Source organism: Jeongeupia chitinilytica, from assembly GCF_014652315.1.
GTDB classification, from domain to species: Bacteria; Pseudomonadota; Gammaproteobacteria; order Burkholderiales; family Chitinibacteraceae; genus Jeongeupia; species Jeongeupia chitinilytica.
This window is the reverse complement of record NZ_BMYO01000001.1, coordinates 140,263-167,048: the sequence shown is the minus strand read 5'-3', so window position 1 is coordinate 167,048 and position 26,786 is coordinate 140,263. Positions and strand designations below refer to the sequence as shown.

Sequence of the window (26,786 nt, the reverse complement as noted above, 5' to 3'; positions counted from 1 at the left end):
AGATTTCCTCATTGTTTTCAAATGAAAATGAAAGGGAATCATCATGTCGTCCGTCGGCACGCTACTCGACCATCCTTCCCATACGGATCCGGCGCTGCACAAGCAGGCATTCTCCGGATTCGCCAGCCACTCGCTCTTCGACCAGCCGCAAAGCTTTTATTGCGACAGCCCCTATGTGCGGCCGGTTCGCCCCCAGGATCTGAACCAGCTCGATTTCGGACACGTCCTGACCCAGGCGGAGCTGGATCAGCCGTCGCACCTGATGGGCCAGCGGTTGCTGCTCAACATCTACGAGCAGGATCTGGTGTTCCTGCCGCAGCAGGGCAAGCTCGCGCTGGCGGAATTCAATGCCTTTTACGACGAGGATCTCCGCCGCGCCGGTGCGGCGATCCGCCCCGAACTGGAACGTCACGTCTTCGGCTGGCTCGACGAGGCCGTCAGCATCAGCGGCAACTGGGATGTCGACGCATTCAAGGCCTATGCCGACGAAGTACTCGACAAGATCGCCCGTACACCGTCGAGCCTGGTCGAGCACATCGGCCAATCGCGTGACCCGGCCAATGCCGCACGCTTTTTCCTGATCCAGTGTGCCGGCGATTTTCTCAGCGAAGCCTCCGCCATGGCGCGCAACGTGCTGGGCAATTTCGGTCCTGCGCAAAGCGAGCTGTTCAAGATCCTGATCGACGAATACGGCTATGGCGTACCGCAAAAGAAGCACAGCGTGATTTTCGAATCGTTGCTGGCGCAATGCGGACTCAATTCGGGCGTGCATTACTACTGGCAGTTCTATACCGCCACTTCGCTGGCCCTGACCAATTATTTCCACTACGTTTCGGCCAACCACCGGCACTTCTTCCGCTATCTCGGCGCCCTGTTCTACACCGAAGCCAGCCTGGCGCTGGTGACGCGGGCCCAGGCCGAGGCGATGCGGATTGCCTTTGGCGACACTGTCGGCACGCTGTACTTCGACGAGCACGCCCACATCGACGTGCATCACGGCAAGATGGCCTTCGAACAGTTGATCCGGCCGGTCGTTGCGCACTACGGCAAGCAGGTGCTGCCGGACATCATTCGCGGCTTCGAGGAGTTCCGCCTGCTGCAGGACGTCGCGGATGCCGAGCTGTTCGCCCACATCGCCTGGCACGACCAGCTCGCCGACTGGCAACCGCAGCCGGTGCCGCCCCAGCCCGCCGGTGCGCCCAGCCATACCTTCCACGAATGCCGCGACGATCTGTCGGTCACCCATGTCCACGGCGCCACCGAGCTCTTCGTCGTCGACAAGGGCACGCTGAAACTGGTGTGCAGCCCGTTCACCCAGCTCGAACTCGGTGCCGGCCAGCACGTGGTGATTCCGCGCGGCATGCTGCACGGCTCGGTGATCACCGCCGAGCATTGCTCGTACACCGTCACCAGCCTGGAGCACGCGGCATGAAAATCACCACCTTGCCGCTGGACAGCTTCAACTCGCTCGAAGTCGGCGCACGCCGCTACTTCGTACTGCAGAACGGTGCCAAGCCGGTCATCGCACCGAGCGAATGCCCGCATCGCGGCGGGCCACTCAACCTGGGCCGGCGCGCAGCGTGCGCGGCCAAGCTGGTCTGCCCCTGGCACGACAATGCCTACCCGATCCACTCGATCGAACGCGGCGCCCTGCCGGCGATCCGTCGCGGAGACCAGATTTCCTTCGTCACCGCCAACGAGGACATCCGCGTCTGGACCGAGATGCTGCCGGTCAACCAGCGCGACAGCGCGTGCGAGGACGCCTGATGCGCACCGAAAAACGCCAGATGCTGACGTTCTACGCGATCGTGAGCCTGTTCACCGGCATCGACATGGGGCTGATGATCGGGCTGTTCTGGTCGTCGCTGCAGATCACCGGCTCGCCGCTGGCGCTGGGCCTGGTGCTGTGCGTCTCGGTGCTGCTGCCGTTCAGCCTGCAAAGACTGGCGCGGCGTGGGGGCAAGGCCTGGGTGCCCGGCCTTCGCCAGACGCTGCTGGCGCGCATGCTCGGCTTTCTGCTGGTGCTCGGCGGCGCGCTCGCCGGGCTGTTCCACGCGCTGTACGGCTTCGTGCTGATCGCGCTGCTGGTCGGGCTGCTCGGCTTTTTCACCACCAGTACGCTGGAGGCCGTGAACACCCGCTTCACGCTGGCCAAGCTGGCCAGCAGCGCGTCATCGGCGCGCTGGATGCAGACGGCGATCCAGCTCGGCGCCTTTGGTGGTGCGGCGCTGGGCGGGCTCGCACTGGAAAGGTTCGGCATCGACCGCTTCGTGCCGCTGTTCTGCGCGACCGCCAGCCTTGCAGCGCTGCTCGTGCTGCTGTCGCCGCTGGGCCGCTTGCAAGGCGAGCGGGCTGCGGTAGCGGCACCGCAGGGACGCGAAGGCCACGATGCGCAGCTTCAGCACGGGCAGACTTTGCGCGCACTGTGCCTCGGACTGGGGATGATCGGCTTTCACATCGGTGCCTTCAACACACTGACACCGGTGATCTACCAGACACTCAGGCACTGGAGCGCGGCGGATTTCGGGCTGGCCAGCGGCGTCGCCGGTGTCGGCGCCTTTCTGGCGGCGGTGCTGCCGACAGCCAGGCTGCCCGAATACCTGCCGCCACTGCTGATCGTGCTGATGGACGCCGTGCTGGTGTACTCGGGCACCGCCGCGGTCTCGATCGGCGCCTGCCTGCTGATCGGCTACTCGATCAACCATCTGCGCATCCAGTTGCGCAAGAAACTGATCGATCTGGCCCGGTCCCCGGCCGACGCCGACCGCATCGCCTCGGTCAGCGCGTTCTACTACCTGCTGCTGCAAAGTGCCGCGCCGCTGGTCCTGGCCGGGTTGATCACCGAACGGCTGTTCGGCCATCAGGCCGCACCGCTGGTGTTCGTGCTGGTTGCGCTGGCCCTGCTGCTGAGCGTGCTGGTGCTGCCGCGCCTGGTCGGCCAGCCGGTACGGGCGCTGGCCGAGCCGGGCTGACCACCGCCGGGCCGTTTTTCCTGCCGTCGCGCGCCTTCGCCGCGGCGGCGCGTTCCATCCCTATTGCGAGAGATTTGCCATGTCATCGCCCTACGTCATCATCGTCGACCCGTTTTCCAGCGGCGCGCTGTATGCGCCCAAGTTCGCCAGCCTGGGCTACGCCTGCGTCGCGGTACGTTCGTCCCCGAACATCTCCGCCCGCTTCGCCCGCGGTTTCCAGCCCGGCGGCTTTCTCGAGGGCAGGCTGTTCGACATCGACGAAGCCCTGGAACGCTTTGGCGCGACGCAAGCCATCGCGGTCGTCGCCGGCTGCGAAATGGCGGTCGCCGCCGCCGACGCGCTGGCGCTACGGCTGGGGCTGCCGGGCAATCCGGCCGACAGCACCGCGCTGCGGCGCAACAAGTACCCGATGCAGCAAGCCCTGGCCGACGCCGGCTTGCGGCACATCCCCTCGCTGTTCATCCGCAGCCCCGAGCAGATCGACGCGGCGACGGCCGAGCTGGTAGATATCGCCTACGTGGTCAAGCCGGTCAATTCGGCGAGCACCGACGGCGTCCGCTTCGCCCACGGTCGCGACGGTGCACGCCGGGCCTTGCGTGAGTCTGCATGGCAGCAGATCAATGATCTGGGTGAAATCAACCAGGGTTTCGTCGTCCAGCCCTTTGTCGAGGGGCCGGAATACGTTGTCGATCTGGTCGCCCACACCGGCGGTTACACCGTGGCATCGGTCTGCGTCTACGAGAAGATCGAGTCCAACGGCTCCCGCTTTGTCTACGCCGGCCTCGAAGTGCTGGATCCGCACGATCCAGCGTACGCACCGCTGCTGGACTATGCCCGCCAGGCCGCCGCGGCGCTGAAGCTGCAGCTTGGGCCGCTGCACATGGAACTGATCTGGAGCGACGACGGCCCGGTGATGATCGAAGCCGGCGCGCGCATGCATGGCGGCGTGGCGCCCGCATTGTTCAACGATTGCTACAGCCCCAACCTGCTCGATCTCGCCGTCGACGCCAGCCTTGGCCGGGCGATCGACACCGCGGAGGTACAACGCCGGCAGCATGGCCGCATTGTGTTCCTGATCACGCGGCAAAAGGGCATTCACCCCGGCCCGGTTGCTGCGGATCACGCCGCGCTGCGACAGCTGCGCTCGTATCGCGGCCATCGCGCCTTCATTTCACAGGGCGAACCCGTCGTGCCGACGGTCGACCTGGCGACCTGCCCCGGCATCGTCTGGCTGGCGAGCCCCGACCCGGCGCAACTGGCCAGCGACGACGCGCATTGCCGCACGCTTGCGGCCGTCTGAGCCATGCAGTGCATCCGCCCAGCCCACTTCTGAATACCGCTATGCAGGAATTCCAATGCTCGAGCAAGTCCTGATTTCCGCCGCCGCCGCCGATGCCGGTGTTGCCAACGCGTGCGTGGCCCGCATCTCCGGCGTCACGGTTTTCCATACCAAACACTACGAACGCCATCTGATGGGCGCCTTGCAGCACATCGTCGATGACGGCGAGCGCTTCATGCGCCAACCGGAGGTGACCGGCTACCAGCAGCAGTTGAGCCAGTTGGGCTTTGCCGATACCCGGCCCGCCAACGAACGCCTGATCCACCATTTCATCAGCAACGGTCCGAAACTGATCAACAACGTGGTCGACGCCTACAACACCGCCTCGCTGTTGTTCGGCGCCAGCATCGGCGGACATACGGCAAGCGGGCTGAGTGGCAGTCTGGAGATCGACATTGCCGACGGCAATGAAACCATTACGCCGCTGTTTTCACGCAAGGCCAAGACGATTGCCGCGGGCTCGCTGCTGTACTCGGTCGACGGCCAGGCGCTGGCCAGCATCGGCGCGCTCGACGCCGACGCCGACCAGTTCAAGATCGGCGAGCAGACGCGGGAGATCATTCTGGTCGTGCTGGGACACCAGCACACCAGCTACCACCACAATTACAACGTGGCGCGCCGCGCTGCCGACCTGCTGGCCGAAACCAGTCCGGACAGCGTGTTCTCGGTCCTGCCAGCCCGGGTCTACCAGCGACGCCCGGAAGAAAGCATCGCCTGATACCGATGCTGCTTGATCCTGCGTGCTGACGGTACTCAGGTCCAGGTCTTGAGTACCGGGCAGATCGTGACTTCGCGCACCTCGCGTACACCGGATACGCGCTCCTTCAACGCCATCAGCTCGTCGAACTGGGTGTAGCGAATCTTGACGATCAGGTCGAGCGGTCCGAACAGCGAATGGCACTCGATCACGTTGCGATAACCCTTGATCTCGTTCCAGACGAGGTGGCAATCGCTGCCGCCGGAATGCTTGATGATCAGGAAGGCCTCGTTGGGGGGAACCGCAAGCATGCCCGGCTCGCCGAGGATGGCCTGATATCCCTGGATCACGCCGTCGCTCTCCATGCGCGCGATGCGCGCCTCGACCGCCGTGCGCGATTTGTGAACGCGCCGGCCGATCTCGGAAATCGGGGCACGGGCATCCGTCGACAGGATTTCCAGTATCTTCTGGTCGACTTCGTCAATTTTCTTCATGTAGCGTTGCAAGGCGCCGGTTGTGCAGAATGGCCGGTTAGGCGGATGGTGCGAAACGCCGCGGCAGGTGCAGCAGCGCAAACCGCAGCGTCCCGGCCCCGATGTGTATCACAACGGCATTGTCCTTCAAAACGTCAGGACATCTGAATGTGACTGTCCGCAGGCATCACGCGTCGCGCCAATGATACGCGGCACACCGCCCCGGGCATGCCGTTCCGCCGTCCGGGGCAAACGCCAAGGACTCGCAATCCGGCGCCGGCAAGGACGAAGGTCGTTCCCGGTCGGCGGCAATTGCCGGGACCCGGCTTGTCCGATCACCGGCCTGTCCGGACGAAGGTTTTGACCACAAGCCGTGCAGCATCGGCGATTGCAGCGTCGGCCCACCCGGCATCCTGCACGGGACGGGTGAAGTAGACCGCGAGCACGATGGGCATCCGGCCCGGCGGCCAGAGCACGGCGATGTCATTGGTCGTGCCGTAGTCGCCCGAACCCGTCTTGTCGCCGACCGACCAGCCGTCCGGCACACCGGCGCGGATCCGCTTTGCCCCGGTGGTGTTGCCGCGCAACCACTCCTGCAGCTGCACCCGTTGCGCGACCGGCAACGCATCCCCAAGCGTCAGCGCCTGCAGGCTGCGTGCCATCGCCGCCGGCGTCGTCGTATCGCGCAGGTCGCCCGGCAGCGCGGTGTTGAGTTCGGTCTCCCAGCGGTCGAGCCGGAAGACGTCGTCGCCGATGCTGCGCGCGAAAGCGGTGACGTCCGCCGGCGCCCCTAGCTGGCGGATCAGCAGGTTGGCAGCCGTGTTGTCGCTGTACCGGATCGCCGCGGCGCACAGTTCGGCGACGGTCATGCCGTCGACGACGCGCGAACCGCTGACGGGCGAATGGCTGACCAGATCAGCTTGCGTATAGCGGATCCGACGCTGCAGCAGCCCGGCGTCGCCGACGCTGCGGGCCAGGATCGCCCCCGCCAGCATCGCCTTGAAGGTGCTGCAGAAGGCAAAGCGCTCGTCCATCCGGTAGCCGAGCCGCGCCCCGCTGCCGGTATCGAGCGCCGATACGCCCAGGCGCCCGTCATAACGGCGTTCGAGCTCGGCAAAGCGTGCGTCGTTCGTTTCGAGCACCGGCATGGTGGCCGCGCGGCTCTTGAGTGCCAAGGCAAAAGGCAGGCTAGCAGCTGCCAGCAGCAGTCGGCGGCGTTCGGGAGAATGGGACATCGTTTCAACCTCGACAGCATGTCGTTCCGTTCGGTAACAGACGAACTATCGACGCTTTGCGGGCGACGGACAAACGAGAATAATTGCCCGATGACCCCAGAAAATCTTTCAGCTTCCGCACCATGCGTCCCCATCTGCCGCTGAACGCCCTGCGCGCCTTCGAGTCGTCGGCCCGGCAGCTGAACTTCACCCGTGCCGCGCAGGAACTCAATGTCACGCAGGCCGCCGTCAGCCAGCAGGTCCGCGCCCTCGAGGACCGGCTGGGCTGCACGCTGTTCAAGCGCCTGCCCCGGGGACTGGCGCTGACCGACGAAGGGCGCGCCTTGCTGCCGGTGCTCAGCGATGCCTTCGGCCGGATCGAGCAGGTGCTCAAGCAGTTCGACGGCGGCCACTTCCACGAAGTCCTCACGGTCGGCGTGGTCGGCACCTTTGCGGTCGGCTGGCTGATGCCCCGGCTCAGGCGGTTTGGTGAAGCCCATCCCTTTGTCGAATTGCGGCTGCTGACCCACAACAATCTGGTCGATCTGGCCGCCGAGGGACTGGACTTCGCGATCCGCTTCGGCGACGGCGTCTGGCCCGGCACGCACGCGACCCGGCTGCTCGACGCACCGCTGACCGCGCTGTGCACGCCGGCCATCGCCCGGAGACTGGCCGCGCCGGCCGATCTGGGCCGCGAGACGCTGCTGCGCTCCTACCGCAGCGACGAATGGCCCGACTGGTTTGTCGCCGCCGGGCTGGCGCCGTCGCCGGCCACCGGTCCGGTTTTCGATTCCTCGCGATTGATGGTCGAAGCGGCCATGCAGGGCGCCGGCATCGCGCTGGCCCCGCCACGGATGTTCGCGCGCGAACTGCAGGCCGGCCAGCTCGTCCGCCCGTTCGCCACCGAAGTCCATACCGGCGCCTACTGGCTGACAGGCTTGAAGTCGCGCCCGCCGACACCGGCCATGCAGCTGTTTCGTGACTGGATTTGCGGCGAAGCCAACGCGGCATCCGGCGACGATTCCGGTGCGGGATGAGAAGCTGCGCTAACCGTGCCGTGCGACGAGGCGGACTACAGTGTTCCACACCCGCGTCGTTGCCGGCAGGCCGAGTCTGCTTTCCAGCAGCGCATTCGGGCTACCCGGGCTGGCGCCGAACCTGTACGCCACACTCAGCGCTTCGGTCCTGCTCAGACGGAGCACGTCGACGTCCCCTTTCGCCGATCGCAACGCGGTTACATCGGCAACGGCTGCGTCGTGGTGCAGGAAGGTCGCATAGCAGCCATAGACCGCGGCATGATCGATGCCGGCGAAGGGATCTTGAGCGACGAGCGCGGCCAGTGCATCCATCCGGCGCAGGAAGGCCGGTTCCTTCAGGCCGCAGCGCTCGCGCAACAGGCCGCAGGCGCGGGACAGCACGGCCTCTGCAGTCATGCCCGGCGCGACCGAGAACGCCAGCGTACCGTTGACCAGAAAAGACGCCGCGCGCACTGCGCCGGCATCGAGAAAGGCCGTCTCGAACTGAACGCGATCCGGGCAGTTCGGCCGCCCGAGGTTGAGGTTGCGAAAGAACACCGCGTGCTCCATCACCCCGCCTCGCCGCAGCTCAGTGCGCCCGCCGCTCGCCCGCGGATGACGCCGTCAGCAGCGCCAGTGCGTCGCGGTTCAGCCCGTCGTGCGTCCAGCGGTAGTACTGGTGATGCAGCTTGCAGTGTTCGAGCGCATCGCCGAGATTGCCCTGCGCCTCGTTCACCTTCGCCAGCTGGCCGTGAATGTCCATCAGCGTGTGCGCGATGCCCATGGTTTCGCCGATTTCGCGTGCGGCATGCAGTGCCGCGAGTGCACCACGGCCGTCATGCAGACGCGTGCACAACTTGCCTTGCTGCAACAGGGCAAACGCACGCACCCAGTGGTTGTTGGCGCCATCCGCCAGCGCCAGCGCGGTGTCGAGACTGCGGCCGGCGTCGCGCAGCCGGTTGCTCGCCTGTGCGACGATGCCGGCATAGACCTGCCATTCGGCTTCGAACGGCCGGCCGGGTGTCGCCGCGATCAGTCGGGCGGCGTCGGCCAGCGTCACCGCCATTTCCTCGTACCGCCCCAGCGCATTGAGGCTGGCGACGACATTGAGCGCGATCATGGCCTGAACGCGGCCGTCACCGGCGGTACTGGCAGCACGCAGGGCGGCAGCGTTGTACCGCAGCGCGGCTTCGGCGTCGCCGAGAGCCTGACAGACCCGGCCCACCCCGAGCAGCGCCTCGCTCGTCGCCAGCGCATCGTCCAGCGCCAGCGGCAGGGCCTGCTGCCAGGCCTGGAGCGCGGCAGCGTAATCGGCGTGGGCGTAGTGGATGGCCGCGGCGCCCAGTCGCGAACGGCAGCGCAGGGCCGCGTCGGCGGTATCGGCGGTGGCGAGCAGACCGTCGGCTTCGGCGTAGGCGGTCAGCGCCGATTGCGGCTGCCATAGCGCTTCCAGACAGCGCCCGCGTTCGATCAGCCGCGCCGCCTGCACCGACGGCGCTTCGGGTGCTGCCAGCAGGCGGTCGATTTCGACCAGTTGCCGTCCAGGCTGCAGGTACCAGGCTGAGGATTCTGCGACGAAAGACATGTTGGCATTCCGGTCCGGTTAAAACGGCCACTATAGGGATGACACCACCTGCCGTCACCGGCCCGGCCCGTCGCCTGTCCGCCCGATTCGGCCGTACGGAAGATACCGCGCTGTATCGAAAAAAGGGCGGGTCGACGACCCGCCCAAGAGAGGACGACGAAGGCGGATCAGCGCCAGAGCCCCAGGCCGTCGATGGCCGACACCAGCTTGGCCGAGATGGCCTGATGATCCTTCACCGACGGATGCCAGCCGCAACCGAGGCTGTCGAGGCCGTCGTAGTAGAAGTAGCTGATCTTCTGATCGCCGGCGGCCCTGGCCTCGGCCACGACTTCCTGCGCGACTTCCTGCAGCTTGTTGTCCGGCCACAGATAGGTGGCGCTGACGATCACGTGCGTATCGCCGTACTGGCCCCGCAGCTTGTCGATGAAGCCGCGGTACGCCGACTTGTACGCGGTGCGCAGCGTCTCTGGCGTGTAGGCCTCGCCGGCGCCGACTGCGGTCGAGAAGTCGTTGATGCCGAGTCCGACCACGACGACCTGCGGTTTCCAGTTGCCCGGATTGCTCCAGACGTTGCCGTCGACACCGGTCAGCGCACGGTCGTAGAAGGTACGGTAATTGACGTTGGCGATGTTGCCAGCGTAGTTGCGCACCATGCCCAGCCCGGAATAGCCGTTGATCTGGTAAGCGGCGCCGTAGTGGCGGGCGGTCAGCGCGCCGAACGACACGTCGGCGTTCGAGAAACCGGCAACCTCCTGCTCGGTGCAGTCCTTGCGACCCGATTCCGCCCCCAGACCGGCCGTGTACGAATCACCGATGAATTCGATCTGCCGCGCGGGTGCGGCCGGCGGGGCCAGCAACTGGCCACCCGGCGCAGCGACCAGGCCACCGAAGCTCCCCGGCGTGTTGACCGGCTGGGCCGCATCGGGCGACCCGGTGAGTTCGCTGCGCAGCGACACGCGCACGCTGTGCTCGCCATTGCTCAGGCCATTGATCCAGTACGTGGTCTTGCCCGGCTTGACGACCTTGGCCTTGGTTTGCCCGTCGATTTCGACGTTGTACTGACCGAACGCATCGTCAAACACCAGACCGACGCCGGTACCGCGGAAGCGGCCTTCGAAGTACACACCCGGCCAGCTGTACGTCACGCGATCCGGCGCATCGACCTGCACGCGGCCGCCGACGCTGACCTGTGCGATCACCGGCTGCGGTTCGGCCGGGCAGGCGCCGAGCGACTTCCACACGTCCCACTGGCCGGAACGCGACGGATTCTCGCCCTGCGTCCACCAGCGCGCCTCGTAGCGCGTCGACTGGTGGCTGACACGCTGGCCGCCGGTGTACACCCTGCTCTTGTCCCACGCAGCCTCGCACGCCGACTCTGCCCAGGCTGACGCGCTGGTCGCGAGCAGGCCCGCCATCATGCACAGCATCAGTTTCATTGCTTTCTCCTCGTTGTCGTTTTCCACCCGCCGATAGTCATAGCAAAAATTGATCATTCAATTCCGATTGCCAGCAACTAATAGCCGGCGCCAATCGCCGGACAGACAGGCCTGTTTGCCGCAAGACCGCGGCAGATCGTCGGCACGGCGAAGTGCTCTTCGCTACCCACACCGAAAATCTATAGTTAAAAACTATCAACGTCAAACCGGTGCACCTGCACCGCAACAGTCGGCATGACGCAAACGATGGCCGACCGGCGAACGCAGTCCGGTCCGCTGCAGCCGGGGCCGCGCCCCCGGGCCGGCACGGGCACCTTGACGGAACGGGGCTTCTGTCCGACTTATAGAACGGTCACCGTTTCAATCCCGCTCAAGCAAAGGCTGCCCGGATGGATCGCCACCTGCCTCCCCTGAATGTCCGCCTGGATGCCGCCATCGATCTGGCGCTGGCCGAGCAGCGCCTCGTAGGCACGGTGGTGCTGGTTGCCCGCGACGGGGATCTCGTCTACACCCGCGCGGCCGGACAGGCCGACCGCGAGCACGACCGAGCCATGACGGCGGATACGCTGTTCCGGCTCGCATCGCTGACCAAGCCCCTCGTCAGCGCGGCCACGCTGGCGCTCGTCGAACAGGGAAAACTGGCGCTGGATACCCCGCTGGCCGCGTTGCTGCCGGCGTTCACGCCCCGGCTTGCCAACGGCGAGGCCGCGACGATCACCGTCCACCACCTGCTGACGCACACCGCGGGCTTCAGCTACGGCTTTTTTGAAGCGGCCGACGGCCCCTATCACCGCGCCGGCATTTCGGACGGACTGGATGCGCCGGGGCTCGTCATGACCGAGCAGTTGCAGCGCATCGCCAGCGTGCCGCTGCTGTTTGCACCGGGCAGCCGCTGGCACTATTCGGTCGGCACCGACGTGCTCGGCGCAGCGATGGCCCGCCTCACCGGCCGGACGCTGCCCGAACTGGTGGCGGAAACGGTCACGGAGCCGCTCGGCATGACCGACACCGCGTTCAGCGTGCGCGATCCGCAACGGCTGGCGACGCCGTATGCCGACCATCCGGACGGTGCGCCGCCGGTGCGGATGGGCACGCACGCTGTCGTGCCCTTCCTCGATCCGTCGCTGGCCGGACTCTCGTTCGCGCCCGGCCGGGTTTTCGATCCGGCCTCGTTCCCGTCGGCCGGCGGCGGCATGGTCGGCAGCGCGGGCGATTTCCTGCGTTTCCTCGAAAGCGTCCGCACCGACCGCAGCGTCGTTTCAGCAGCGATGTCGCAGGCCTTGCGCCGCAACCAGACCGGCGCGTTGTACATCGACACCCGCGGCCCGGGCTGGGGCTTCGGCTACGGCGGCGCGGTGCTGCTCGACCCGGCTGCGGCGGCCAGCCCGCAGTCGCCGGGCACCTGGCAATGGGGTGGCGCCTACGGCCATGGCTGGTTCGTCGATCCGGTCGAAAAGCTCACAGTGATCGTACTGACCAATACCACGGTCGAGGGACTGACCGGCCGCTTCGCCGTCGACTTGCGCAACGCCGTCTACGGCGCCTGAAACGGCGGCGGTGCGGTCAGCAGCGGTGGAATCCGTTCGAGCAGCGCATCGATCACCAGCCTCACCTTGTACGGCAGATAGCGCGACGCGGCCCAGACGATGTGCATCGGACGCGGTATCGACTGCACCCCGGGCAGCACGTGCACCAGCGTGCCCGCACGCAGGTGTTCCTCGGCCAGCCAGTACGGCAAGCGGGTCAACCCGACGCCGGCCATCGCCGCCTCGGCCAGCGCCTCGATGTCGTCGAGGCGCAGCCGCGCCCGGACCGGACCGATCAGCTCGCCACCACCCGCATCGACAAAACGCCATTGCGAGGTGCGCGCATCACGGCAGTAAACGATGCCGTCATGGCCGGCCAGGTCGGCCAGCGTCTGCGGCGTACCGTGCGCCGCAAGATAGGACGGTGCCGCGCAGACGATCACGTGTTGCGCACCAAGTTGGCGGCCGACCAGCGCCGTGCTGTCGGGCAGGCCACCGCTGCGGATCGCCAGATCGTAGCCCTCTTCGATCAGGTCGCTGACCCGGTCACTGAACGCCACCTCGAGTTCGAGCTTCGGGTAACGCTGCGCCATCTCCAGCAGTACCGGCGCGACACAACGGCGGCCGAACAGTGCCGGCAGGGTGATGCGCAATCTTCCCGCCGGCTCGCGCCGGCCCTGTTCAAGCTCGTCCTCGGCCGCCTCGAGTTCGCCGAGCGCCGCGAGGCAGCGCTCGTAGAACAGCTGGCCGTCGTCGGTCAGGCTCTGGCTGCGCGTGGTGCGCTGGAACAGCCGCACGCCGATGCGTGCCTCGAGCCGGGCAATGCTCTTGCCGACGGCCGAGCGCGACAGGTTCATCCGCACCGCAGCGGCGCTGAAACTGCCGGCCTCGACCGCGCAGACGAAGGCTGCCACACCGGTCAGTCGATCGAATCCCGCCATCGCCATTGATTCCATATAGTCGCCAATAAGGTGAATATATGCCGCAACTGCAGATCGGTCATCGCCAATATGCTTCAGTCATCGCCACGGTGGCGCTGGAGAAAGCAAATGAAGCAATGGCAAATGAACGGTACGGGCATCGATCAACTGGCGCTGGTCGAGCGCGACATCCCGCAACCCGGCCCGGGCGAGGTGCTGGTCAGGGTCGCCGCGGTCTCGCTCAACTACCGCGACAAGCTGGTGATCGAAACCGGCATGGGTTATCCGCTGTCGTTCCCGCAGGTGCCGGGCTCGGACATGGCCGGCAGCGTCGTTGCCGTCGGCGACGGCGTAACCCGGGTGCAGGCCGGTCAGCGCGTGATCAGCACGTTCTGGACCCACTGGATCGACGGCAAGGCGCCGACGGTCCCCGGTGTCGCGCTCGGCGGCCCGGCACCGGGCACGCTGGCACAGTACGTCGTGCTGCCGCAGGACCAATTGGTCGTCGCACCGCAGACGCTGTCCGATCTGGAAGCCAGCACGCTGACGTGCGCGGCGCTGACCGCTTGGTATGCGCTGGTCGAAGAAGGCGGCCTGCGCGCCGGCGAGACCGTGCTGGTGCAGGGCACCGGCGGCGTGGCACTGTTCGGCGCCCAGATTGCGCTGGCGCACGGTGCAGAGGTCGTCGCCACGTCGGGCAGCGCGGCCAAGCTCGACCGGGTCCGCGAACTGGGCGTGCAGCACGGCGTACTGCGCGGTGAAGGCTGGACGCAGCGCGTACTCGACGCTACCGGCGGGCGCGGCGTCGACCAGCTGATCGCGCTCGGTGGCAGCGATCTCGGCGAAGCCCTCGAAGTACTGGCGTCGGGCGGCCGTGCGTCGGTGATCGGTCTGCTGGGCGGACCGCAGTTCAGCGGCTCGGTCATCCCCTTCCTGAAGCAGCGGCTGACGATCCAGGGCATCGGTGTCGGCCACCGCCGCGCGCTCGAAGACCTCGTCCGTGCGATCGACGTGAACGGCATCAAGCCGGTGATCGATACCGTCTACGGCATCGAGGACCTGCCGGCGGCGATCGACCACGTCGGCCGCGGGGCGTTCGGGAAGGTCGTCGTCCGCCTCGAGCGCTGAAACGATCCCATTCGGCGGCTTCGCCTGTGCATTTTTCCGCCGTCCGATGCTCCGCAACCCCGCAAGGGGGCTTCCTTCGGGACGTCCTCATGGACCACTTGTCCATTCCGGTTGCTGTGCTTCGGGCGGCGGCAAACTGCTTCGGCTCGTCCGCCAGCTGGAACCGTTTTTGTAGCTCCATTCGCTGTTGCATCGAGTCAGCCCGGCGCGCGTACCGTGTCGCTGCCGCCCAAAGCCAGATACAGCTTCATCCGGTTGTCGAGGCTGTCGCGCCGGTTCTGCGCCAGCGCGTCTTCGGCGGCACGCCGTGCGCGTTGCTGGTCGATCCAGTCCTTCACCCCGGTCTGGCCGGCGCGGTAGCGTACTTCGGCGATGCTTTCGGCCTTCAGCGACAGCGCGTACGCGCGCTGCAGCGCCTCGCCGCGATCCGCCAGCTGCGTCCCGGCCGACAGCGTGTCCTCGACATCGGTCAGCGCCTTGTACAGGGTCTGGCGGAACAGCACGACCGATTCGTCGTACTCGGATTTCGAGATGTCGACCTTCAGCTGCAGGGTGTTCCACTGCACGAAGGGCAGCAGCAGCCCGGCGCCGAGCGTACCGACCGGATTGCTCAGGAGGTCGGTGAGTTTCGGGTCGGCGCTGCCGAGCGAACCGGTCAGCGTCAGCTTCGGATAGAAGTCGGCGCGGGTCGCATCGACATTGGCCAGATTGCGCTTCAGCCGCCACTCGGCCGCGGCCACATCGGGCCGGCGCGACAGCACGTCGGCCGGGACACCGGTGGCCACCGGTGGCAACGCGGTTTTCGGCAGATAGGGCAGCTCGGACATCCGGTGCGCCGGCGCCTGGTCGAACAGGAGGGCCAGCGCGTTGCGGGCGGCATCACGCTGGCGCAGCAGCTCGGTCCGCTCGGCCTGCTGGTTGGCGACATTGAGCGCCGCCTGCGTTTCGTCGAGCCCGCCGACGGCGCCGGCCCGGTGCTGGACGGTCACCAGTTCGAGCGTTCGGCGGATGTCGGCCAGGCTGGCGTCGGCGTTGGCGATGCGCTGGTTCAGCTCGGCAATCTGCCAGTACAGCTGCGCCGTGGTGCCGACCAGCGTCAGCGCCGTGCTCTGCCGGTCGAGCTCGGTCGCCTCGGCCTCCCATGCCGCAGCGTCGCGGGCGCGCGCCAGCCGGCCCCACAGGTCGACCTCGTAGCTCACCGCCACGCTGGCGTCGTAACCGCGCACCGACGGCCCGCCGTGCTTGACGTCCTTTTTCGCACTGCCGTTGGCGCCGACGACCACATCGGGCGTCAGATTCGTGTCGACCAGCCCGGCCTGCAGCCTTGCCCGCTGGACCCGGATCGCCGCGGCGGCGAGGTCGTTGTTGCTCAACAGCGCACCTTCGATCAACGCGTCGAGCTGCGGATCATCGAAGGCGCGCCACCAGCGCTCGCCGGTTGCGACGGCAACGCCGCCCTGCCCTTGCCAGGCCGAAGGCAGGTCGAGCGCCGGCCGCTGGTAATCGGTCTTGAGCAGGCTGCCGCAGCCCGCGAGCGACAAGGCCAGCGCAAGTACGGCCGGTCGGATCACATTTGTTTTCATCACGGTTTTCATCTCATTCGCGTGCCAGTGCTTCGATCGGATCCAGCCGCGCGGCATTGCGCGCCGGCAGGAAGCCGAAGCCGACGCCGATCAGTGTCGAGCACACGCAGGCGGCGACGATCGACATCACCGAAAACTTCATCGTCATCGCGGTCACGACCAGCGAGAACAGCGCGCCGATGCCGTAGGACAGCGCGACGCCGATCAGCCCGCCGATCAGGCACACCAGCACGGCCTCGATCAGGAACTGCTGCATGATGTCGCCCTGCCGCGCGCCGACGGCCATGCGGATGCCGATCTCGCGCGTCCGCTCGGTCACCGACACCAGCATGATGTTCATCACGCCGATGCCGCCGACGACGAGCGCGATCACCGCGATCGCCGACACCAGCAGGGTCAGCGTCGCCGTGGTCTTCTCGACCGTCTTGAGCACGCTGTCGCTCGAGAAGGTGAAGAAATCCTTGCTGCCGTGGCGCTGCGTCAGCAGCCTGACGAGGCTCTGCTCGGCCAGATCGTTCGGCATGCCGTCACGCACGCGGACGGTGATGCTGCCGAAATGGCGCTGCCCGGTCAGCCTGCCCTGCGCCGTCGTGTACGGCACCCAGACGTTGAGGTTCGAGTCGTTGCCGTACGGACTTTCCTTCTTTGCCGCGACGGCGATGATGCGGCTCGGCAGTCCGCCGAGCAGGATCACCTCGCCGACCGGATTCTCGTCGTGCGGAAACAGCTTCCGGCGCGTCTTGTCGTCGATGACGACGACCTGCGCCTGCCGGGTCACGTCGGCCTCGCCGAACGCCGCGCCGTGCGCCATCGTCATGCCGCGGACGCGGAAATACTGCTCGCCGACGCCGGTGACCAGCGCGTTGACCTTGATGTTGCGGTAGCGGACCAGCTGCGTCGTCGACACCTCGGGCGTGACGCTGTCGACGTAAAACTGCGACGCCAGCGCGCGGACATCACCGGGCAGCAAGGTGCGGATGCCCGCCGCCTTATCGTCGCCCCAGTCCTTGCCCGGGTAGACGTCGATCGTGTTGGTGCCGATGGTGCTGATGTCGTCGACGACCTTCTGCCTGGCGCCCTGCCCGAGCGCGACGACCGACACCACCGAGGTGATGCCGATGATGATGCCGAGCATCGTCAGCAAGGTGCGCATCCGGTGTGAGGCCATCGCGATCCACGCCATCTTGAACGCCTCGCCGAAGCGCCCCCAGTTCGCGTGCAGCAGGTTGCGGGCGACATGGCGCGCCGGTTTTTCCAGCCTGGCCGGTGCTGCGTGCCCGGCAGCCGGGTTGGCACGGTCGGCGATGATCTCGCCGTCGCGAATCTCGATGATGCGGCCGGCGTTGTTCGCCACCTGCATGTCGTGGGTGACGATGATGACCGTGTGGCCGCGCTGGTGCAGCTCGCGCAGGATGGCCATCACTTCGGCACCGCTGTGGCTGTCGAGCGCGCCGGTCGGCTCGTCGGCGAGGATCACGTCGCCGCCGTTCATCAAGGCACGGGCGATGCTGACCCGCTGCTGCTGGCCGCCCGACAGCTGCCCCGGCCGATGGCCGCAGCGGTCGGCCAGACCGAGCCGCGCCAACAGGCCGCGCGCGCGTTCGCGCCGGAAGCCCTTCTCGGTACTCGCGTAGACCGCCGGAATCTCGACGTTCTCCTCGGCGCTCAGGTGCGGCAGCAGGTGGTAGCGCTGGAAGATGAAGCCGAAGTACTCGCGTCGCAGCGTCGCCAGATCGTCCCCGGCCAGCTCGCGCGTCTCGCGCCCGGCAATCCGGTAGCTGCCCGAGGACGGCTTGTCGAGGCAGCCGAGGATGTTCATCAGCGTCGACTTGCCCGAGCCCGACTGGCCGACGATGGCGACCATCTCGCCGGCGTGGATCGTCAGGTTGATGTTCTTCAGCACGGTGACTTCGGTGTCGCCGGCCGGAAAGCGGCGCTCGAGCTGGCTCAGGACCAGTAGCGGCGCGCTCATCAGAACCCCACTTCGCTCGGTTTCTCGACCGGCAGCTGGGCCGGGTCGCCGACGATGACCTTGTCGCCCTCGTTCAGGCCGGCGAGCACCTGCGCATTGACGTTGTCGTTCAGGCCGATGCGGACCTTGCGGTCCTGCGGCTTGCCCTGTTCGAGCACGCGCACCGCGTAACGGCCGTCCTTCTCCTGCTTGCCGAGCGCGGCGACCGGCACCGCCAGCACCTGTTTGGCCGCGCCCTGGACGACGGAGACCTGTGCGGTCATCGAGGTCTTGAGCACGTGGTTGGGGTTGGGGACGTCGAACAGGCCGTTGTAGTAGACCGCGGTCGTGGTGCTGCCGGTCGTGCTCTGGCTGCTTTCGGTGCCGATCGATTCGGGTGCCGGTTCGATCGCGCGCAGCGTGCTGTAGAAGCGCTTGCCCGGCGCGCCGAGGATGGTGAAGTACACCGGCTGGCCCGGTTTGACGCGGACGACGTCGGCCTCGGACACCTGCGCCTTGATCGTCATCGTGTCGAGGTTGGCCATGATCAGGATCGTCGGTGCGCTCTGCGCCGAAACGACGGTCTGGCCTTCCTGGGTGACGACCGAGATGATCTCGCCATCCATCGGCGCCACGATGCGGGTGTAACCGAGGTTGGCCCTGGCGGTATCGACGTCGACGGTCGCCTGGCGGATCTGCGCCGCCAGCGCGGCGAGTTCGGCACGGGTCGAGTCGAGCTGGGCCTGCGCGGTTTCAAGGTCGGCGCGCGAACTGGCGTCGCTGACCAGCATCGTCTTCTGCCGCTTCAGCGCCAGTTCGAACTGCACCAGCTGCGCCGCCTTCGCACGCTTGTCGGCTTCGGCCCGGGCGAGGCCGGCCTCGGCCTTGCGCAACTCGTTCTGCTGCAGCACCGGGTCGATCTCGGCGAGCAGCTGGCCCTTGCTGACCCGGTCACCCAGCTTGACCTTGAGCGACCTGAGCTGGCCGTTGACCTGCGCGCCGACGCTGACCTGCTTGACCGGCTTGAGCGTGCCGCTGGCCAGCACCGTCTCTTCGAGGTCCATCCGCGCCACCGGCGCGGTCAGGTAATGCGGCGGTGCCGGCGGAAAGGCCAGGCGGGCGATCAGCCAGACGGCCGGGACAAGGAGCGCAATGGCGGTCAGCCAGCGCAACGGCTTCTTTTTCATGCGGGACGGTCCGTGCGGGTAGACGGGATAGACCGCCGCAGTCTAGGCGCAACGCTATTGCAACCTTCGCGCCATTTGTAATTTCTTGTTGGCAATAATCACGGCCGGGCGAGCTGCGGCGTCACGTTGCCGTCCCAGCCGCCACCGATCGCCTTGATCAGGAGCACGCTGGCCGACAGTTGCCGGCCGACCAGCTGCAGCGCGGTCTTCTCGCTGGCGTAACGTGTGGCCTGGGCGCTGGCGACGTTGAGGTAATCGACCGTGCCGGCCGTGTACTGGTTCAACGCCAGCCGTTCGGCCTCGCGCGCGGCGGCAACGGCGTCGTTCTGAGCGTCGACCTCCTTGGCCAGCAGGTCGATCGCGGCCAGATTGTCCTCGACCTCCTGCAGGCCGCCGAGCACGGTCTGCCGGTAGGTCGCCACCGACGCGTCGTAGGCGGCCACCGCCTGATCGCTGCGTGCCGAACGCGCGCCGGCGTCGAAGATCGTCTCAGCCACCGTCGCCCCGAGCGCCCAGACCCGGCCCGGCGCGTTGAACCAGTCCGACAGGCTGGCGCTCTGGAAGCCGCCGCTGGCCTTGAGCACCAGCGACGGGAAGAACGCCGCCTTGGCGACGCCGACCTGCGCGTTGGCCGACGCGACCGCGCGTTCGGCGCTGGCGACATCGGGACGGCGCTCGAGCAGCTGCGACGGCACGCCGGCCGGGATCATCGGCAGCGCCGGTTGCCAGCCCGGATCGGCGACCAGCGAGAACTGCGACGGCGCCTTGCCGACGAGAATGGCGATCGCGTGTTCGAGCTGCCGGCGGCTCAGTTCGAGGTCGATCGCCTGCGCCTCGGCGCTCTTGAGCTGGCTTTGTGCCTGCGCGACGTCGGCCCTGGTGACGATGCCGGCGGCGTACTTGTTCTGGGTCAGTTTCAGGGAACGCGCATAGGCGGCGGCGGTTTCGTCGGCGAGGCGCTTTTGCGCGTCGGTGATCCGCAGTTGCAGGTAGTCCTGCACCAGTTCGGCCTGTGCCGACAGCCGCGCCGCAGCCAGATCGGCCGCGCTGGCCTCGGCGCCGGCATCGGACGACTCGACCTGCCGGCGGATGCCTCCCCAGATGTCCGGCTCCCAGCTCGCGTCGAGCGACAGCGTCTGGCTGTTCTGGATCTGCACCGCCTGGGTGTTCTTGTCGTACGACCCGTTGCGGCTGGCGCCGTAGCTCAGGCCCAGCGTCGGAAAGAACGCCGCCCTCGCCTCCTGCGCGCTCGAGCGTGCCTGACGGTAGCGCGCGATCGCGGCCGCCACGTTCTGGTTCGAAACGTCGACCTGTGCGGCCAGCTCGTTCAGCAGCGGATCGCCGTACACCGTCCACCACGCGCCGCGCGGCACGTGGTCGGCCGGACTGGCGACGGTCCAGCCTTCGGGCACCTCGCGGAACGCATCGGCGGCCGCGGGGCCGGACGCGGTCGCCGCGGAGTCGGGACGCTGGTAGTCGGGACCGACGGCGCAGCCGGCCAGCGCGGCGGCAAGGATCAGGGGAAGGATGCGGATACGGTACATGGATCAGGCCTCCTTGCGCCGGTACAGCGTCGCCCATTGGCGGCTGCCCCACAGGCGCAAGCGATCGAGGTAAAGGTAGACGACCGGGGTCGTGTAGAGCGTCAGCAGCTGGCTCATCACCAGACCGCCGACGATGGCGATGCCGAGCGGCTGGCGCAGCTCGGCACCGTCGCCGTGGCCGAGCATCAGCGGCAGCGCGCCGAACAGCGCGGCCATCGTCGTCATCAGGATGGGCCGGAAGCGCAGCAGGCAGGCCTTGTAGATCGCGTCGCGCGAACTCAGCCCCTCGTTGCGTTCGGCGTCGAGCGCGAAGTCGATCATCATGATCGCGTTCTTCTTGACGATGCCGATCAGCAGCAGCACGCCGACGAGCGCGATCAGGCTGAAGTCGGTCTTGAACGCCATCAGCGCCAGCAGCGCGCCGATGCCGGCCGACGGCAGGGTCGAGAGGATGGTCAGCGGGTGAACCAGGCTCTCGTACAGGATGCCGAGCACGATGTAGACGGCGATGATCGCCGCCAGAATCAGCAGCGGCTGGTTGTTCACCGAACTCTGGAAGGCCTTGGCCGTGCCGGCGAAGCTGCCCTGTACGCTGGTCGGCACGCCGAGCCGCGCCATCGCGTCGTTGACCGCCTCGGTCGCCTGCGACAGCGATACGCCGGGCGCGAGGTTGAACGAAATCGTCGTCGCGGCGAACTGGCCCTGGTGGTTGACCGACAGCGGCGTGAACGCCGGCGCCCAGTGCGCAAACGCCGAGAGCGGCACCTGCGCACCGTTCGGGCCGATGACGAACAGCTTCTCCAGCGCCTGCGGGCTTTGCGCGTATTGCGGCGCGACTTCCATCACCACGTGGTACTGGTTCAGCGTCGAATAGATGTTCGACACCTGACGCTGGCCGAAGGCGTTGTTCAGCACGTTGTCGATGTCCTTGGCGGTCAGCCCCAGCCGTGACGCGGCATCGCGGTCGACTTCGAGCGCCGTTTCGACGCCGCGGTCCTGCTGGTCGGTGTTGACGTCGGTCAGGATGGGCATCGCCGACAGCGCCTCGCGGATCTTCGGCTCCCACGCACGCAGCGTCTGCAGGTCGTCGCCCTGCAGGGTGAACTGGTAGGACGCGTTGCCCTGCCGGCCGCCGATGCGGATGTCCTGATCGGGCACCATGAACAGACGCGCGCCGGGCACGTGCGAAAGCTTGCCGCGCAGCCGGGCGATCACCTGCTGCGCCGATTCGCTGCGCTCGGACAGCGGCTTGAGCGAAATGAACATCGATCCGCTGTTGGTGCCGCCACGACCGCCGGTGAACGCCGTCACCGTCGCGACCGCCGGGTCGGCGTGGACGATGTCGATGAACGCCTGCATCTTCACCTTCATCGCCTGAAACGAAATGCTCTGGTCGGCCTGGATGAAGCCCGACACGCGGCCGATATCCTGCTCGGGGAAGAAACCCTTCGGAATCGTCTTGTACAGATGGACGTTGAAGATCACCGTGACGATCAGGATCAGCACCGTCAGCAGCGAGTGCCTGAGCGCCCACGACAGCGACGCCGCGTAGCCGCGCTGCAACCGGGTGAACACGTGACCGAAGCCGCGGATCAGCCGGTTGGGCCGGCGAACGTGATCGTCGGCACGCAGCAGCCGCGCGCACATCATCGGCGTCATCGACAGCGACACGACCATCGAAATCAGGATCGCCACCGACAGCGTGACCGCGAACTCCTGGAAGAGCCGGCCCGGCAGGCCGCCCATCAGGAGCAGCGGAATGAACACCGCCACGAGCGAAATGCTCATCGACAGCACGGTGAAGCCGACCTCGCGCGCGCCCTGCAGTGCGGCGGCGAACGGCTCGATGCCCTCCTCGATGTGCCGGGCGACGTTTTCGAGCACGACGATCGCATCGTCGACGACAAAGCCGGTGGCAATGATCAGCGCCATCAGCGAGAGGTTGTTGAGCGAATAGCCGAGCAGATACATCGCCGCCAGACTGCCGATCAGCGATACCGGGACGACGACGCAGGGAATCAGCGTCGCACGGGCGTTGCCGATGAACAGGTAGACGACGAGGATCACCAGCGCGACGGCGATCAGCAGCGTGCGCTCGACCTCGGCGAGCGAGGCGCGGATCGTCGGCGAGCGGTCCATCTGCACGGACAGGTCGACCGCACCCGGCAGCGATGCGCGCAGCATCGGCAGCTCGGTGCGGATCCGGTCGACGGTGTCGATGATGTTCGCACCCGGGGCGCGGGTGATGATCAGCAGCACCGACGGTTTGCCGTTGGCCGAACCGGCATTGCGGCTGTTCTCGACCGCATCGCGCACGTTGGCAACGTCCGAGAGCCGCACCGCTGCGCCGTTCTGGTAATGGACGATCAGCGGCATGTAGTCGGCCGCCTTCCTGGCCTGGTCGTTGGCGGCGATCTGCCAGCGCCGATTGCCCTCCTCGACCGAGCCCTTGGGACGGTTGACGTTGGCCTGGTTGATCGCCGTGCGCACCGCGTCGAGCGATACGCCCTGATGCGCGAGCGCATCCGGGTTCAGTTCGACCCGTACCGCCGGCAGCGAGCTGCCGCCGACGTTGACGTCGCCGACGCCGCTGATCTGCAGCAGCTTCTGCGCGATCACCGTCGAGGCGAAGTCGTACATCTGGCCCTGACTCATCGTCGGCGAGGTCAGCGCCATGATCATGATCGGCGCGTCGGACGGGTTGACCTTGCGGTAGCTCGGGTTGCTCGGCAGGCTGGTCGGCAGCAGCGCCTTGGCCGCGTTGATCGCCGCCTGCACGTCGCGCGCGGCGCCGTTGATGTCGCGGTCGAGGTCGAACTGCAGCGTTACCGACGTTCTGCCGAGCGAGCTCGACGAGGTCATTTCGGTCACGCCGGCGATGCGGGCAAAGGCGCGTTCGAGCGGCGTCGCCACCGTCGCGGCCATCGTTTCCGGGCTGGCGCCGGGCAGGCTGGCCGAGACCGAGATCGTCGGGTAATCGACCTGCGGCAACGGCGCGACCGGCAGCAGCTTGAAGCCGATCAGCCCTGCCAGCACGATGCCGAGCATCAGCAGCGTCGTCGCGACCGGCCGGTGGATGAAGAGTTTCGAGAGGTTCATGCGTCCGCCGCCGCAGTCCGGCCCGCCTTGACGCGCCGCGCCAGCCGGTCGAACGCGAGATAGATCACCGGCGTGGTGAACAGCGTGAGCACCTGGCTGAAGATCAGCCCGCCGACCATGGCGACGCCGAGCGGATGCCGCAGTTCGGCGCCGACCCCGGTACCGAGCATCAGCGGCAGCGCACCGAGCAGGGCCGCCATCGTCGTCATCAGGATCGGCCGGAAACGCAGCAGCGCCGCCTGATAGATCGCTTCGCGCGGCGGCAGTCCCTGCTCGCGTTCGGCGTCGAGCGCGAAGTCGATCATCATGATCGCGTTTTTCTTGACGATGCCGATCAAGAGCACGATGCCGATGATGGCGATCACGGAGAGGTCATTGCCCGAGAGCATCAGCGCCAGCAGCGCGCCGACCCCGGCCGACGGCAGCGTGGAGAGGATGGTCACCGGGTGGATGTAGCTCTCGTACAGCACGCCGAGCACGATGTACATCGTCACGATCGCCGCGAGGATCAGCCACAGCTGGTTGTCGAGTGCCGCCTGGAACGCCAGCGCCGCGCCCTGGAACTGCGTCTGTACCGCGACCGGTACGCCGATCTCGGTCTCGGCCGCCTTGATCGCCTCGACCGCATGGCCGAGCGATGCTCCCGGCGCCAGGTTGAACGAGATCGTTACCGACGGGAACTGGCCGAGGTGGTTGATCACCAGCGAGCCGTAGCGCTCGGACACCTGGGCGATGCTCGCCAGCGGCACCTGCGTGCCGTTGCTCGACGTCAGGTAGAGGTCGTTCAGCGAACGCGGGCCGCGCTGCATGTCGGGTTCGGCTTCGAGCACCACGCGGTACTGGTTCGACTGGGTGAAGATCGTCGACACCAGCCGCTGGCCGTAGGCGTTGTACAGCGCATTGTCGATCGCCTGCACGGTGATGCCGAGCCGGGCCGCCGCATCGCGGTCGATGTCGACGTAGGTGACGAGGCCGCGGTCCTGCAGGTCGCTGGTCACGTCGGCGAGCGACGGTTCGTGATTCAGCCGGTCGACGAGCTTGCGCGTCCATTCGGACAGCAGGGCCGGATCGGACGCCTCGAGCGTGAACTGGTACTGGGTGCGGCTGACACGGTCTTCGATCGTCAGGTCCTGCACCGGCTGCATGAAGAGCCGGATGCCCTCGACGTGGGCGAGCTTCTCGTTCAGCCGGGCGATGATCGCCGGCGCACGGTCGTCACGCTGGTCCAGCGGCCGCAGATTGATCTGCATCCGGCCGCTGTTCAGCGTCGCGTTGGTGCCGTCGACGCCGATGAACGACGACAGGCTCTCGACATCCGGGTCCTCGAGCACGACCTTCGCCAGCGCCTGCTGGCGCTCGGCCATCGCCGGGAACGACACCGACTGCGGCGCCTCGGTGATGCCCTGGATCACGCCGGTGTCCTGCTGCGGGAAGAAGCCCTTCGGAATCCACACGTACAGCAACCCGGTCAGCACCAGCGTGCCGATCGCCACCCACAAGGTCGCGACCTGGTGCTCGAGCACCCACGTCAGCTTCTTGCCGTAGTAGGCGATCATCCGGTCGAAAAAGGCGCCGGCGGCGTGGTAGAAGCGGCCCTGCTTTTCCTCGGGCACGTGCTTCAGCAGCTTGGCGCACATCATCGGCGTCAGCGTCAGCGAGACGATCATCGAGATCACGATCGACACCGCCAGCGTGATCGCGAACTCGCGGAACAGCCGGCCGACGACGTCGCCCATGAACAGCAGCGGAATCAGCACCGCGATCAGCGAGAACGTCAGCGAGATGATGGTGAAGCCGATCTCGCCGGCGCCCTTCAGCGCGGCCTCGAGCGGCCCGTCGCCCTGCTCGATGTAGCGGGCGATGTTCTCGATCATCACGATCGCGTCGTCGACGACGAAGCCGGTCGCGATCGTCAGCGCCATCAGGCTGAGGTTGTTGATCGAGAAGCCGGCCAGATGCATCACCGCGAAGGTGCCGATCAGCGACAGCGGCACGGCGATGCCCGGAATCAGCGTCGCCGAGACGTTGCGCAGGAACACGAAGATCACGGCAACGACGAGGAAGATCGCCAGCAGCAGCTCGTGCTGCACGTCCTTCACCGAGGCGCGGATCGTCGTCGTCCGGTCGGTGAGGATCTTGACCTCGAGCGCGCCGGGCAGTGCGGCCTGCAGTTGCGGCAGCAGGCTCTTGATCCGGTCGACCGTCTGGATCACATTGGCACCGGGCTGGCGCTGGACGTTGATCACCAGCGCGGCGCGGTCGTCCGCCCATGCGGCGAGCTTGTCGTTCTCGGCACCGTCGACGACGTCGGCGACATCGCCCAGGCGGATCGGCGCGCCGTTCTTGTAGGCAATGACCAGATCGCGGTAGGCCTGCGGCGACTGCAGCTGGTCGTTGGCCGAAATCGTCGACGCCTTGTTCGGTCCGTCGAAATTGCCCTTGGCGCCGTTGACGTTGGCATTGCCGATTGCGGTACGGATCGTGTCGAGGTCGAGCCCCAGCGCGGCGATCGCGCGCGGATTCGCCTGCACCCGCACCGCCGGACGCATGCCGCCCGACACGCTGACGAGGCCGACGCCCGGCAGTTGCGAGATCTTGGCGGCGACGCGCGTATCGATCAGGTCTTGCACCCGGGTCAGCGGCATGGTTTTCGACATCACCGCCAGGGTCAGCACGGGCACGTCGGCCGGGTTGACCTTGTTGTAGACCGGCGGATTCGGCAGGTCGGACGGCAGCAGGTTGCTCGCGGCGTTGATCGCCGCCTGCACTTCCTGCTCGGCGACGTCGAGCCCGAGTTCGAGGCCGAACTGCAGCGTGATGACCGATGCCCCGCCCGAACTTTGCGAGCTCATCTGCTTGAGCCCCGGCATCTGGCCGAACTGGCGCTCGAGCGGCGCGGTAATCGACGACGTCGTCACGTCGGGGCTGGCGCCCGGATACAGCGTGACGACCTGGATCGTCGGATAGTCGACTTCGGGCAGTGCCGAGATCGGCAGGATGCGATAGGCGACCAGGCCGGCGAGCAGGATGGCGACCATGAGCAGCGAGGTCGCTACCGGGCGGAGAATGAACAACCGGGACGGATTCATGCGTCAGCCCCGCAGGTACAGGCGCGA

20 protein-coding genes are annotated in these 26,786 nt (G+C 67.0%); 8 read left to right on the top strand and 12 right to left on the bottom strand.

Features of this window, described 5'->3' with window-relative positions:
• Positions 1-43 precede the first annotated feature (43 nt).
• The 5 genes from IE097_RS00820 to IE097_RS00800 all read left to right on the top strand — a co-directional run bounded on the left by IE097_RS00820 (position 44) and on the right by IE097_RS00800 (position 5,029).
• Entirely contained in the window at positions 44-1,432 is a 1,389-nt protein-coding gene (locus IE097_RS00820) for an iron-containing redox enzyme family protein (RefSeq protein ID WP_189458251.1), read from the top strand.
• Positions 1,429-1,767, top strand: coding sequence for a Rieske 2Fe-2S domain-containing protein (locus tag IE097_RS00815; RefSeq protein ID WP_189458250.1), 339 nt, complete (start codon positions 1,429-1,431; stop codon positions 1,765-1,767). The genes IE097_RS00820 and IE097_RS00815 overlap by 4 nt, the downstream gene beginning before the upstream one ends.
• A complete protein-coding gene (locus IE097_RS00810; RefSeq protein ID WP_189458249.1) occupies positions 1,767-2,972 on the top strand; it encodes a hypothetical protein in 1,206 nt (401 codons plus the stop codon). Before IE097_RS00815 ends, IE097_RS00810 begins: the two co-directional genes overlap by 1 nt.
• Before the next feature lie 79 nt (positions 2,973-3,051).
• On the top strand, positions 3,052-4,272 hold the full coding sequence (locus IE097_RS00805) for an ATP-grasp domain-containing protein (RefSeq protein ID WP_189458248.1): 1,221 nt from the start codon (positions 3,052-3,054) through the stop codon (positions 4,270-4,272).
• A gap of 55 nt (positions 4,273-4,327) precedes the next feature.
• Complete coding sequence (locus IE097_RS00800) at positions 4,328-5,029, top strand: phenylalanine--tRNA ligase beta subunit-related protein (protein WP_189458247.1); 702 nt, start codon at positions 4,328-4,330, stop codon at positions 5,027-5,029.
• Positions 5,030-5,064: 35 nt separating this feature from the next.
• On the opposite strand, the gene IE097_RS00795 is transcribed toward IE097_RS00800, so the two are convergent.
• Both IE097_RS00795 and bla read right to left on the bottom strand, forming a co-directional pair.
• The gene (locus IE097_RS00795; RefSeq protein ID WP_189458246.1) at positions 5,065-5,502 is read right to left on the bottom strand and encodes an Lrp/AsnC family transcriptional regulator; all 438 of its coding nucleotides are present in this window, start codon (positions 5,500-5,502) and stop codon (positions 5,065-5,067) included.
• Positions 5,503-5,816: 314 nt separating this feature from the next.
• Positions 5,817-6,716 (bottom strand): class A beta-lactamase, encoded by a 900-nt coding sequence (gene bla, locus IE097_RS00790; RefSeq protein ID WP_189458245.1) that lies wholly within the window; start codon positions 6,714-6,716, stop codon positions 5,817-5,819.
• A 122-nt stretch (positions 6,717-6,838) separates the two neighbouring features.
• Here bla and IE097_RS00785 point away from each other — a divergent pair, with 122 nt between their 5' ends.
• Entirely contained in the window at positions 6,839-7,732 is an 894-nt protein-coding gene (locus IE097_RS00785) for a LysR family transcriptional regulator (protein WP_189458244.1), read from the top strand.
• 9 nt (positions 7,733-7,741) lie between these two features.
• Here the strand turns inward: IE097_RS00785 and IE097_RS00780 are convergent, their stop codons facing one another.
• From IE097_RS00780 to IE097_RS00770, 3 genes are all read right to left on the bottom strand, one after another.
• Positions 7,742-8,269 (bottom strand): DUF1697 domain-containing protein, encoded by a 528-nt coding sequence (locus IE097_RS00780; RefSeq protein ID WP_229797344.1) that lies wholly within the window; start codon positions 8,267-8,269, stop codon positions 7,742-7,744.
• A gap of 31 nt (positions 8,270-8,300) precedes the next feature.
• Positions 8,301-9,296, bottom strand: a complete 996-nt coding sequence (locus tag IE097_RS00775) for a tetratricopeptide repeat protein (protein ID WP_189458242.1) — start codon at positions 9,294-9,296, stop codon at positions 8,301-8,303.
• Between the two features lie 167 nt (positions 9,297-9,463).
• Entirely contained in the window at positions 9,464-10,732 is a 1,269-nt protein-coding gene (locus IE097_RS00770; RefSeq protein WP_189458241.1) for a GDSL-type esterase/lipase family protein, read from the bottom strand.
• Positions 10,733-11,121: 389 nt separating this feature from the next.
• On the opposite strand from IE097_RS00770, the gene IE097_RS00765 reads away from it, so the two are divergent.
• Entirely contained in the window at positions 11,122-12,279 is a 1,158-nt protein-coding gene (locus tag IE097_RS00765) for a serine hydrolase domain-containing protein (protein ID WP_189458240.1), read from the top strand.
• Here the strand turns inward: IE097_RS00765 and IE097_RS00760 are convergent.
• The gene (locus tag IE097_RS00760) at positions 12,267-13,199 is read right to left on the bottom strand and encodes a LysR family transcriptional regulator (protein ID WP_189458239.1); all 933 of its coding nucleotides are present in this window, start codon (positions 13,197-13,199) and stop codon (positions 12,267-12,269) included. The two genes, IE097_RS00765 and IE097_RS00760, sit on opposite strands and share 13 nt — an antisense overlap.
• Before the next feature lie 108 nt (positions 13,200-13,307).
• On the opposite strand from IE097_RS00760, the gene IE097_RS00755 reads away from it, so the two are divergent.
• Complete coding sequence (locus tag IE097_RS00755; protein WP_189458238.1) at positions 13,308-14,306, top strand: zinc-dependent alcohol dehydrogenase family protein; 999 nt, start codon at positions 13,308-13,310, stop codon at positions 14,304-14,306.
• A 197-nt stretch (positions 14,307-14,503) separates the two neighbouring features.
• On the opposite strand, the gene IE097_RS00750 is transcribed toward IE097_RS00755, so the two are convergent.
• The 6 genes from IE097_RS00750 to IE097_RS00725 all read right to left on the bottom strand — a co-directional run bounded on the left by IE097_RS00750 (position 14,504) and on the right by IE097_RS00725 (position 26,759).
• The gene (locus tag IE097_RS00750; RefSeq protein ID WP_229797341.1) at positions 14,504-15,889 is read right to left on the bottom strand and encodes an efflux transporter outer membrane subunit; all 1,386 of its coding nucleotides are present in this window, start codon (positions 15,887-15,889) and stop codon (positions 14,504-14,506) included.
• Positions 15,890-15,902: 13 nt separating this feature from the next.
• Positions 15,903-17,861 (bottom strand): macrolide ABC transporter ATP-binding protein/permease MacB, encoded by a 1,959-nt coding sequence (macB, locus tag IE097_RS00745; RefSeq protein WP_189458236.1) that lies wholly within the window; start codon positions 17,859-17,861, stop codon positions 15,903-15,905.
• On the bottom strand, positions 17,861-19,027 hold the full coding sequence (macA, locus tag IE097_RS00740) for a macrolide transporter subunit MacA (protein ID WP_189458235.1): 1,167 nt from the start codon (positions 19,025-19,027) through the stop codon (positions 17,861-17,863). Before macA ends, macB begins: the two co-directional genes overlap by 1 nt.
• Before the next feature lie 98 nt (positions 19,028-19,125).
• Complete coding sequence (locus IE097_RS00735; RefSeq protein ID WP_189458234.1) at positions 19,126-20,571, bottom strand: efflux transporter outer membrane subunit; 1,446 nt, start codon at positions 20,569-20,571, stop codon at positions 19,126-19,128.
• Positions 20,572-20,574: 3 nt separating this feature from the next.
• Positions 20,575-23,670 (bottom strand): multidrug efflux RND transporter permease subunit, encoded by a 3,096-nt coding sequence (locus tag IE097_RS00730; RefSeq protein ID WP_189458233.1) that lies wholly within the window; start codon positions 23,668-23,670, stop codon positions 20,575-20,577.
• Positions 23,667-26,759: an MdtB/MuxB family multidrug efflux RND transporter permease subunit gene (locus tag IE097_RS00725; protein WP_189458232.1), complete on the bottom strand. Its 3,093-nt coding sequence runs from the start codon at positions 26,757-26,759 to the stop codon at positions 23,667-23,669. Before IE097_RS00725 ends, IE097_RS00730 begins: the two co-directional genes overlap by 4 nt.
• Between the last annotated feature and the right edge of the window lie 27 nt (positions 26,760-26,786).

Coding starts and splice junctions, on each gene's coding strand:
- IE097_RS00820 (WP_189458251.1), top strand. CDS start 44: ATGTCGTCCGTCGGCACGCTACTCGACCATCCTTCCCATACGGATCCG.
- IE097_RS00815 (WP_189458250.1), top strand. CDS start 1,429: ATGAAAATCACCACCTTGCCGCTGGACAGCTTCAACTCGCTCGAAGTC.
- IE097_RS00810 (WP_189458249.1), top strand. CDS start 1,767: ATGCGCACCGAAAAACGCCAGATGCTGACGTTCTACGCGATCGTGAGC.
- IE097_RS00805 (WP_189458248.1), top strand. CDS start 3,052: ATGTCATCGCCCTACGTCATCATCGTCGACCCGTTTTCCAGCGGCGCG.
- IE097_RS00800 (WP_189458247.1), top strand. CDS start 4,328: ATGCTCGAGCAAGTCCTGATTTCCGCCGCCGCCGCCGATGCCGGTGTT.
- IE097_RS00795 (WP_189458246.1), bottom strand. CDS start 5,502: ATGAAGAAAATTGACGAAGTCGACCAGAAGATACTGGAAATCCTGTCG.
- bla (WP_189458245.1), bottom strand. CDS start 6,716: ATGTCCCATTCTCCCGAACGCCGCCGACTGCTGCTGGCAGCTGCTAGC.
- IE097_RS00785 (WP_189458244.1), top strand. CDS start 6,839: ATGCGTCCCCATCTGCCGCTGAACGCCCTGCGCGCCTTCGAGTCGTCG.
- IE097_RS00775 (WP_189458242.1), bottom strand. CDS start 9,296: ATGTCTTTCGTCGCAGAATCCTCAGCCTGGTACCTGCAGCCTGGACGG.
- IE097_RS00770 (WP_189458241.1), bottom strand. CDS start 10,732: ATGAAACTGATGCTGTGCATGATGGCGGGCCTGCTCGCGACCAGCGCG.
- IE097_RS00765 (WP_189458240.1), top strand. CDS start 11,122: ATGGATCGCCACCTGCCTCCCCTGAATGTCCGCCTGGATGCCGCCATC.
- IE097_RS00760 (WP_189458239.1), bottom strand. CDS start 13,199: ATGGCGGGATTCGATCGACTGACCGGTGTGGCAGCCTTCGTCTGCGCG.
- IE097_RS00755 (WP_189458238.1), top strand. CDS start 13,308: ATGAAGCAATGGCAAATGAACGGTACGGGCATCGATCAACTGGCGCTG.
- IE097_RS00750 (WP_229797341.1), bottom strand. CDS start 15,889: ATGAAAACAAATGTGATCCGACCGGCCGTACTTGCGCTGGCCTTGTCG.
- macB (WP_189458236.1), bottom strand. CDS start 17,861: ATGAGCGCGCCGCTACTGGTCCTGAGCCAGCTCGAGCGCCGCTTTCCG.
- macA (WP_189458235.1), bottom strand. CDS start 19,027: ATGAAAAAGAAGCCGTTGCGCTGGCTGACCGCCATTGCGCTCCTTGTC.
- IE097_RS00735 (WP_189458234.1), bottom strand. CDS start 20,571: ATGTACCGTATCCGCATCCTTCCCCTGATCCTTGCCGCCGCGCTGGCC.
- IE097_RS00730 (WP_189458233.1), bottom strand. CDS start 23,670: ATGAACCTCTCGAAACTCTTCATCCACCGGCCGGTCGCGACGACGCTG.
- IE097_RS00725 (WP_189458232.1), bottom strand. CDS start 26,759: ATGAATCCGTCCCGGTTGTTCATTCTCCGCCCGGTAGCGACCTCGCTG.